Source organism: Mesotoga infera, from assembly GCA_011045915.1.
GTDB lineage: Bacteria > Thermotogota > Thermotogae > Petrotogales > Kosmotogaceae > Mesotoga > Mesotoga infera_D.
Map to the genome: position 1 here is coordinate 21,001 of DSBT01000069.1, position 7,601 is coordinate 28,601.

Here is a 7,601-nt window from a genome sequence, read left to right on the forward strand (position 1 = left end):
CTTCCGGAAAGCCTCTCCGGAAGGGACATAAGGTTCTGTTAGTCTTGAAGAATTTCGTTGCTTATTCTTTCTGCGTCGCTAAGAGCTTGTTCAACCGTTTTTTGCCCTAAAATGGCAAGGTTCAACGCTTCCCATATTGGTCCTGTAGCATCGCCGTACTTTGGGAAGAAAGGTGGGAAAACAACGAATTGGGCACCTTTGGCAATTGTGCTGTGATAGGGCAAAGACTGGAACTCCGGGCTATTCTGAACAGAGATGTTTGCGGGAATCTGGCCTGCAAGTGCCCATTCGTAGCTGTGATTGCTTATCCAGCTGACGAACTTGGCAGCGGCTTCAGTTCTTTCTTTGTCCTGTTTTCTCTGTCTGTAGATGACCATAGTGTGGGAGCCGGCCCAGTTTGCCGGCCTTTCAGAACCGAATTGTGGAACCGGTCCGGCGCCGAAACTAACTCCTTCAACTTTCATGTAGTCAGTAAGCATCCAGATTCCGTTGAATTCCATTGCGCAGGTTCCTCTCTTAAAAGCGTCGATGTCTGCGTCGACCTGTACCTTTTCAGGTGAAACCTTATGCTTGAAAACCAGATCTACGAAGAACTGCATTGCATCGATTCCGGCAGGACTATTGAAAGCGGCTTTAGTCAAATCCTCATTGAACAGTACCCCCCCATTGGAGAAGAAGGCGGAGAACCACATGAAGTAGTTGGGCCAACCTACTGGAATCATTGTGCCCCATTGGTCGATTGTTCCATCTCCATTAGTGTCCTTCGTAAGAAGCTTTGCGGCTTTAATGAATTCATCTCGAGTCATCGGAGGATTCTCTGGATCGAGACCGGCTTCTTTGAAAAGGTCTTTGTTCCAGTAGAAGACGAGAGGATGGACATCAAGTGGAATTCCGTACACGTTTGAGTCTACATGAACGGCATCCCATACCGAAGGAACTATGTCTCCCTCTTTCATATTCATGATCTCAAGGTACTCATCCAGAGGCAGAAGCATTCCCTGACTTACAAGACTTCTGATGTTATCCACATGTGCAATACCAACATCCGGTCCCTTTCCGCTCGCAAGTGCTATAGGCACCTTTGTGTTATAGTCCGCCCACAGCATGGTGCTCATGTTCACCTGAATCTCGTCCTTGTGTTCTTCGTTGAACTTGTCAACAAGTTCCTGCATAAAACTACCGTCGGGCCCTGTAAAACCCGTCCAGTATTCGAGAGTAACTAATCCAAAAGCAGAGACTGAGAAGAAAAGCAAGGCTAACAAAGAGAAAACAAACAGCTTCTTCATGAAAAAACCCTCCCTTGTTCGGTTATTCCTACCCAGAGTCCCTAACTCTGAGAACAGGTTTCTGCACATATCTTTTCTCTCTAATTTTCTTGCCTTTGATCATCTTGATGAGCATCTCGGTACTTGTTCTTCCGAGCCAATCCTTATCAAGCGCAACGCTAGTAAGCGTTGGACAAACATAGACTGAATAAGGTATGTCGTCATATCCGACTACAGCGATCTCTTCGGGAACTCTTATATTCTTAGAACGTAGTCGGGCGATTATCTCGAGAGCGTACATGTCGTTGTAGGCAAAAACTGCATCGCAAGCCCCACCGGATTCAAGATACTCCAGAACAGCTTCCCCGGCGTTTTCCGGAGAAGACTTGAGTTCGCTGGCCGAATTTGCAATCTCAGCGGAATATTCCTGAAGCGCCTTTCTGTAGCCGAGACTTCTTCCACGGGTAGGAAAGATATTCATGTCCGGTTGAACGGTGATGACATTTGAGCGACCGGATTCGAGTAAGTGTCGCGTCGCGACGTATCCCCCAAGTTCCTCATCATTGTAGACTTCACAGAAACGGCTCTTCTCGAAGTGCCTACCGACTATTACAAAAGGTACCTTAATGCCATCCATCTCGGCAGGCTTCGTATCATCGACCGGAGCGATTAGGATTCCGTCTACTCCCTTGTTCTGCAAGAACTCGATCGCAAAGACCTGTTCCTCGTAATCGGCAGCAGTATTCACAAGAAGAAGGTGAAATCCATGCTTCTTGGCTTCTCTCTCCATACCCTTAACGACTTCCGCATAGAAAGGGTTTGTATTGTCATCAATTATCACTCCGAGCAACCCAAGCATCTTCCCCTTTAACGCCTTTGCCATCATGTTTGGCGCGTAACCAAGTTCCCTTGCTCTATTCTTAACCTTCTCTCTAGTTTTCTCATCAACATCCCCTTTATCATTCAGGGCTCGAGAGACCGTCGATACTGAAAGCTCAAGTGATTTTGCAACATCCTTTATGGTGATTCTAGCCATTCAGAACACCTCCAAATTCACCAACGATGCCGCAAACGTTTGCGGAAACGTTTGCATTTATTCTAACATCTTAGTAACTTAGATCCAAAGCAATTCTAGAACGTTAATCAGCGTTCTAGGACATCTATGGTCGAATAATGCAGAATGATTCGGTTATTCTGTTAATATCTTATTATGGTAATCTCTAGTAAGGCAAGACGTAGATAAACATCATCAAAAGGAAGGTGAGATTGCCCAGCATGACAAGAATATGCCAGATTTCGTGGTTGCCAATCTTGCCAGGGAAGGGATTCGGTTTTTCTCGTATGAAAATTACTGCACCAACCGTATAGAAGGAGCCGCCGAGAAGCAGAAGAAGAATAGCGGACAGTCCTAGTCGTATGTAAACGCTGTAGATAAGTGCAATTGAAAGCCATCCCATCGAAAGATAGCCTCCCATCGATACCCATAAAGGCATGGTGGAGAAGAAAACAGACTTTAGAACTATGTTGAGGATAGCAAGTCCCCAGATTATCGCAAAGACAGTCCAGCCGACCCAGCCTCCGACAACAACGAAACAGAAAGGAGTGTAGGTGCCAGCGATGAGCAAGTATATTGCGCTGTGGTCGAGGATTGCGAAGACTTTGTAATACTTTCTGAACCACAAGAAGAAGTGGAGAAGACCGCTTAAGGTCATTGAAACGACAACGGTCGTCCCGTATATCGAAAAGCTTACCAGATGGAGCCACTTCTGTTGAACGGCGGAAAAAACAACTAGCAGGACCAGCCCGACAAGACCGAGAACAGCGGCCAATATATGACTTATCGCGTTGAATCCTTCGTTGGAGTTTTCGCTAGATACAAGCGGATCGACCCTTCGGCCTTCAATTGTACTCATTGAGAATCCTTTCTGAAGAAACATTTGTAGCTCAATTATAGCCTATAATCTACTTCATCGCAGTTAAGTCTTCTAGAATAATCGTCTTCTACGACTCAAATCTCTAGATCAAGAAGAGCGATGAGGAAAATTTGAAGATCTATGAGTAGCGAGCCGCGGTTTTAACCGCCTCGATCAGGTTTGTGGGATCAGCGATTCCCTTTCCGGCTATGTCGAAGGCCGTTCCGTGATCCACGGAAGTCCTAAGAACAGGCATTCCCAAGGTTACCGAGACAGTTCTCTCGAAATCGAGGGTCTTAGTTGCAATGTGTCCCTGATCATGATACATAGAGATGATGGCGGAGAAGGCACCTTTTCTAGACATGTTGAAAATCGAATCAGCGCCTACGGGGCCTACAACATCTATGCCCTTCTTTCTTGCAAGCTCTACTGCCGGGATAATCTCTTCGATCTCTTCACTTCCAAAGAGACCTCCTTCTCCCGCATGAGGGTTAAGAGCGGCTACACCGATCGGCTTGAGTCGTTGAATGCCGAGCTGTTTCAGAATCGCTTCGCATCTCAATATGTAATTGTAGACCCTGTCTTTCTTCACCATTCTGCAGGCATCTATGAGTGAAAGGTGTCTGGAGAGGAAGAAAACTCTCATCTCTCCAGCAATTTCGAACATCGTCAGGGGATCTATTGTTTCCGTCAGAGCTCCGAGAATCTCTGTGTGACCCGCGTAAGGTATTCCCGCAGCCTTAATAGAAAGCTTGTTTATCGGGGCGGTTGCAATTGCCGATATCTTTCCCTCTTCTGCCAGCTCAACCGCCTTCACGAGATATTCAAAGGCAGCTCTTCCACAGGCTCTATCGACTTTCCCATATACTGGAAGTCTATTCGGCGTTCCCATGTCGATCAAAGTTAGGGTGCCTGGGAAGAATTCAGTCTGATCGGTTATCTCGGAGACTGCTTCTATCTTTATGCAGAGATGGTTTCTGTCTATTTCTCTTTGAAGAATTCCGAGTTCTGCTATCACGATCGGCCTGCATATCTTGAAGATCTCCCCATTGGCAACTGCCTTCGACACGATTTCCGGACCAATCCCCGCAGGATCACCGATGGTAATAGCTATTGCCGGCTTCTCTGATATCCTGTCTGGTAGAACTGGCTGCTCCATAGGTTTTAGAATCAAACAGTACCTCCCAAATGTTTCTTCGTCCGAAAACGTTTCACTCTCCGAATACTTCCGTCCTGATTCTGGCCATATACCAGCCGAAAAGTTCCACGCAGATTTCGGCGGCCAGCTTGTTCTTCTCAGAGGCAGCGTCGTAGAGTTTCGTTCCTATTGAAGATATGAAGTCGAACCCGCAGCATCTTCCCTCGTTATTCAAGTCTTGAGCAATTTTCATCATTCTTTCGAAATCATCTGTGACAAGTGCCTCTTTGAGGGACTCGACATCTCCGTGTCTTATCAACAGGAATTTGTCAACAGTACCTTCCATGCTGGCCTCAATGGTCACCGCAACTCTTTCCACCTGCCACCTCCAAGAAACAAAGCAATGGTCTCAAAACTCCGGTCAACGGGATCATCATATGTCATGTTTTACTACTCGTATTACCATTCTATATGATTAGTCTGTTTTCATGAAGTCAATTTCCCACCCAAACTACACCCAAGAATAAAGAGTCTTAATTTAGCCCGACTGTTACAGGTTCGTTCGTTCAAAGACTCTATGAAATTGTTTTGGTGGCGGCAAGTCTTTTTTTGTGCGAGAAACGGAATTCCCAGGAATGATCTCTTTTGTCTTGCATAATGGCCAGTATAGTGCTGGATTACGGCAATGAGCTCTACTGATCTTGCCTGTGCAATGGTTTCCGAAGTTTTATTTGGATTAGTACATATTGTATAATCATACTAACAATATAGGTCATCGTTTCTTGTTTTTCTTCATTTTCTATGAACGGCAAGAGTGTTCTTTATCGTGTTTTGTTTGATCTGTGATAGGTCTTTTATGGAATACCGCAATTATGTTCTCAACTTTATTTTGTAGGAGGGGAAAGTATGAAGAAATTCTTGTTACTGGCTTTGGTCGCGATCATTGCAGTAAGCGCATTTGCCGGCAAAGTCACCATCTGGAGCTGGCGAACGCAGGATGCTCAGGTTTGGAAAGATGTCGAAGCAGCCTTGAAGAGCAAGGGCCTCGACATCACGATCGAATACACAGCCTTCGCACCAACCGAGTACGACTCCAAGGTTGCGCTGGCACTTCAAACAGGGGAAGGACCAGACATAGTATACTCCAGAAGACTCCCGGGAGGAAGAACTCAGGTACTCATCGAGAATGGTCTTTATCTTCCGGTCAATGATTTCGTTGATATGTCGAACTTCCCTCAGGCTTCGCTGAACTCAGTTACATGGGAAGATCAGGTGTACGGAGTGCCATTCGCTGTTCAGGTAGTTGGAATATTCTACAACAAGGACTTCTACGATCAGTACGGACTGGAAGAACCGGCAACCTGGGATGAACTAGTTGCCAATGCAGAAGTCCTCAAGAAGAATGGTATTGATCCCTTCTTCGCAACTGGAAAGGAAGCCTGGGCACTCACGATGCAGCATGCAATGTGTGGTGTGAGCGTTCTTGGACCGGACTGGATAAAGGCGCTAACTGAAGGAGAAACGAACTTCCTTGATCCAAAGTTCACTGATCTGAATAAGAAGCTCAACGACCTGAAGGTCTATTATCAGGATGGTTTCATGGGGAACACGACGGTCGATCAGGACGCGGCATTTGCTTTCGGTCAGACAGCAATGGTTTTCTATGGTGTCTGGGGTTATCAGACTTGGAAAGATCTGAATCCAGATATCAATGTTGGCTATTTCATGGTTCCGACCGCTACTGCTGACCAAACTCCATATGCCTACACTTATCTGGATGGGGCAATAGCGCTGACATCGAATGTCAAGAATCTTGAAGACTCTAAGGAAATTATTAAGTTCTGTGCCACACCGGAATTCGGCACGATTTTCGCCGGAATCACTTACAACATCCCTGCAGTTGTAGGCGCATCGATTCCGTCCGATCCTCTTCTGGAAGAAGTTCTAGATGTCTACAACAACAACGCTTCTCCATGGGTCTACTGGGTAGGGTCTGTCTTCACGACACAGAAGCCTTCTCTTTATGACGACGTTCTTAGCCCAGGTATGCAGGCTCTTTACGCAGGTCAGCTTACCCCAGAAGGACTCTCACAAATGGCTCAGGATGCAATTTCTCAATGGTACCCACCTTTGATGAATAAGTAATTCATTTATCCTTCTCTTCCCCGCCGGTTGGCGGGGAAGAGTTCATTGAGGAGAAACGAAGATGCAAATAAAACTTAGATACCTTCTCGTTTTTATCTTGCCGGCTCTGATTCTGTACTCGGTATTCATAATATATCCTCTCTTCGACAGTCTTATACTGAGTTTCTTCAGCTGGTCCGGCGTGGGAGCAAGAACTTTCGTAGGGCTGAAGAACTTCCAGACCCTTTTCACCGGGAGCTTTTCAAAAGAGCTTTTCAATGCTTTTTTCCATAACGTGTATTTCTTCATAATGCTTACTATTCTAGAACTGGGTCTAGGATTTCTTATTGCCCTGATGCTGGCAAGCAAGATAAAGGGGGCCGGAGCATTCAGAGTAGTCACTTATATCCCGAATATGATACCCCTTGTCCTGGTCGGCTTCATGTGGGTCCTCTTCCTGAATCCTCAGGCCGGCCTCGTTAATCAATTTCTCAGACTAATAGGACTTGGGAAGTTTGCTCAACCCTGGCTCGGTAATGCCAGTACGGCTCTCACTACGATCATACTTGTCAATGTCTGGCGAAACCTTGGATTCTACGTGCTTGTAATTCTAGCGGCGATACTGGATATTTCGCCTGAACTGATAGAAGCTGCTTATATCGATGGAGCAAACAACTGGAAGATAACATGGAGAATAATATTCCCCTTAGCTTTTTCTACATTTAGAACGCTAGCAATTCTCCTTTTCATATGGAGTTTCAATATATTCGACATGGTCTACGCACTTGAAGGCGTGCAGGCTGGTCCGTACAGATCTACGGACGTTCTCGGGACTCTCTTCTATAGAACGGCTTTCGGGGGATTGGGTAGCGGAGCTGTTGATATGGGGTTGGGAGCTTCGGTAACCGTCTTCATTTTCGCCATAGTCATGCCTGTCTCAATACTGTATGTGTATATTGTTGAGAAAAGGCAGAGGGGTGTTTGAAATATGTTGAAGCTTAGTCTTTTCGGAAAGATAATTGTCTATTTCCTGCTTGCCGTCTATTGCCTGATTATTCTGGTTCCCTTCTTCATAATGATCATGAACTCGCTCAAATCAATGAGAGAGATCTATCTGCAGCCCTTTTCATTCCCATCAAAGGTTCTGTTTGAGAACTATTC

General features: G+C 45.8%; 8 protein-coding genes. 3 read left to right on the plus strand and 5 right to left on the minus strand.

Features of this window, described 5'->3' with window-relative positions; genetic code table 11:
• Nucleotides 1–38: 38 nt before the first annotated feature.
• From ENN47_02390 to ENN47_02410, 5 genes are all read right to left on the minus strand, one after another.
• Nucleotides 39–1,355: an ABC transporter substrate-binding protein gene (locus ENN47_02390; protein ID HDP77035.1), complete on the minus strand. Its 1,317-nt coding sequence runs from the start codon at nucleotides 1,353–1,355 to the stop codon at nucleotides 39–41.
• Nucleotides 1,315–2,301, minus strand: coding sequence for a LacI family transcriptional regulator (locus ENN47_02395; GenBank protein ID HDP77036.1), 987 nt, complete (start codon nucleotides 2,299–2,301; stop codon nucleotides 1,315–1,317). Before ENN47_02395 ends, ENN47_02390 begins: the two co-directional genes overlap by 41 nt.
• A gap of 184 nt (nucleotides 2,302–2,485) precedes the next feature.
• Nucleotides 2,486–3,178, minus strand: a complete 693-nt coding sequence (locus tag ENN47_02400) for a hemolysin III family protein (protein ID HDP77037.1) — start codon at nucleotides 3,176–3,178, stop codon at nucleotides 2,486–2,488.
• 139 nt (nucleotides 3,179–3,317) lie between these two features.
• Entirely contained in the window at nucleotides 3,318–4,352 is a 1,035-nt protein-coding gene (gene pdxA, locus ENN47_02405) for a 4-hydroxythreonine-4-phosphate dehydrogenase PdxA (protein HDP77038.1), read from the minus strand.
• Between the two features lie 37 nt (nucleotides 4,353–4,389).
• Complete coding sequence (locus tag ENN47_02410; GenBank protein ID HDP77039.1) at nucleotides 4,390–4,695, minus strand: cytoplasmic protein; 306 nt, start codon at nucleotides 4,693–4,695, stop codon at nucleotides 4,390–4,392.
• A 527-nt stretch (nucleotides 4,696–5,222) separates the two neighbouring features.
• On the opposite strand from ENN47_02410, the gene ENN47_02415 reads away from it, so the two are divergent.
• From ENN47_02415 to ENN47_02425, 3 genes are all read left to right on the plus strand, one after another.
• Nucleotides 5,223–6,461 (plus strand): extracellular solute-binding protein, encoded by a 1,239-nt coding sequence (locus tag ENN47_02415; GenBank protein HDP77040.1) that lies wholly within the window; start codon nucleotides 5,223–5,225, stop codon nucleotides 6,459–6,461.
• 61 nt (nucleotides 6,462–6,522) lie between these two features.
• Nucleotides 6,523–7,425, plus strand: coding sequence for a sugar ABC transporter permease (locus ENN47_02420; protein HDP77041.1), 903 nt, complete (start codon nucleotides 6,523–6,525; stop codon nucleotides 7,423–7,425).
• A gap of 3 nt (nucleotides 7,426–7,428) precedes the next feature.
• A partial coding sequence (locus ENN47_02425) for a carbohydrate ABC transporter permease (protein ID HDP77042.1) occupies nucleotides 7,429–7,601 on the plus strand: 173 nt, incomplete at its 3' end.

What these genes read in the sequence shown, in the direction of transcription:
- ENN47_02395 (HDP77036.1), bottom strand. Translation starts at nt 2,301, where the DNA reads ATGGCTAGAATCACCATAAAGGATGTTGCAAAATCACTTGAGCTTTCA.
- ENN47_02400 (HDP77037.1), bottom strand. Translation starts at nt 3,178, where the DNA reads ATGAGTACAATTGAAGGCCGAAGGGTCGATCCGCTTGTATCTAGCGAA.
- ENN47_02390 (HDP77035.1), bottom strand. Translation starts at nt 1,355, where the DNA reads ATGTGCAGAAACCTGTTCTCAGAGTTAGGGACTCTGGGTAGGAATAAC.
- ENN47_02420 (HDP77041.1), top strand. Translation starts at nt 6,523, where the DNA reads ATGCAAATAAAACTTAGATACCTTCTCGTTTTTATCTTGCCGGCTCTG.
- ENN47_02415 (HDP77040.1), top strand. Translation starts at nt 5,223, where the DNA reads ATGAAGAAATTCTTGTTACTGGCTTTGGTCGCGATCATTGCAGTAAGC.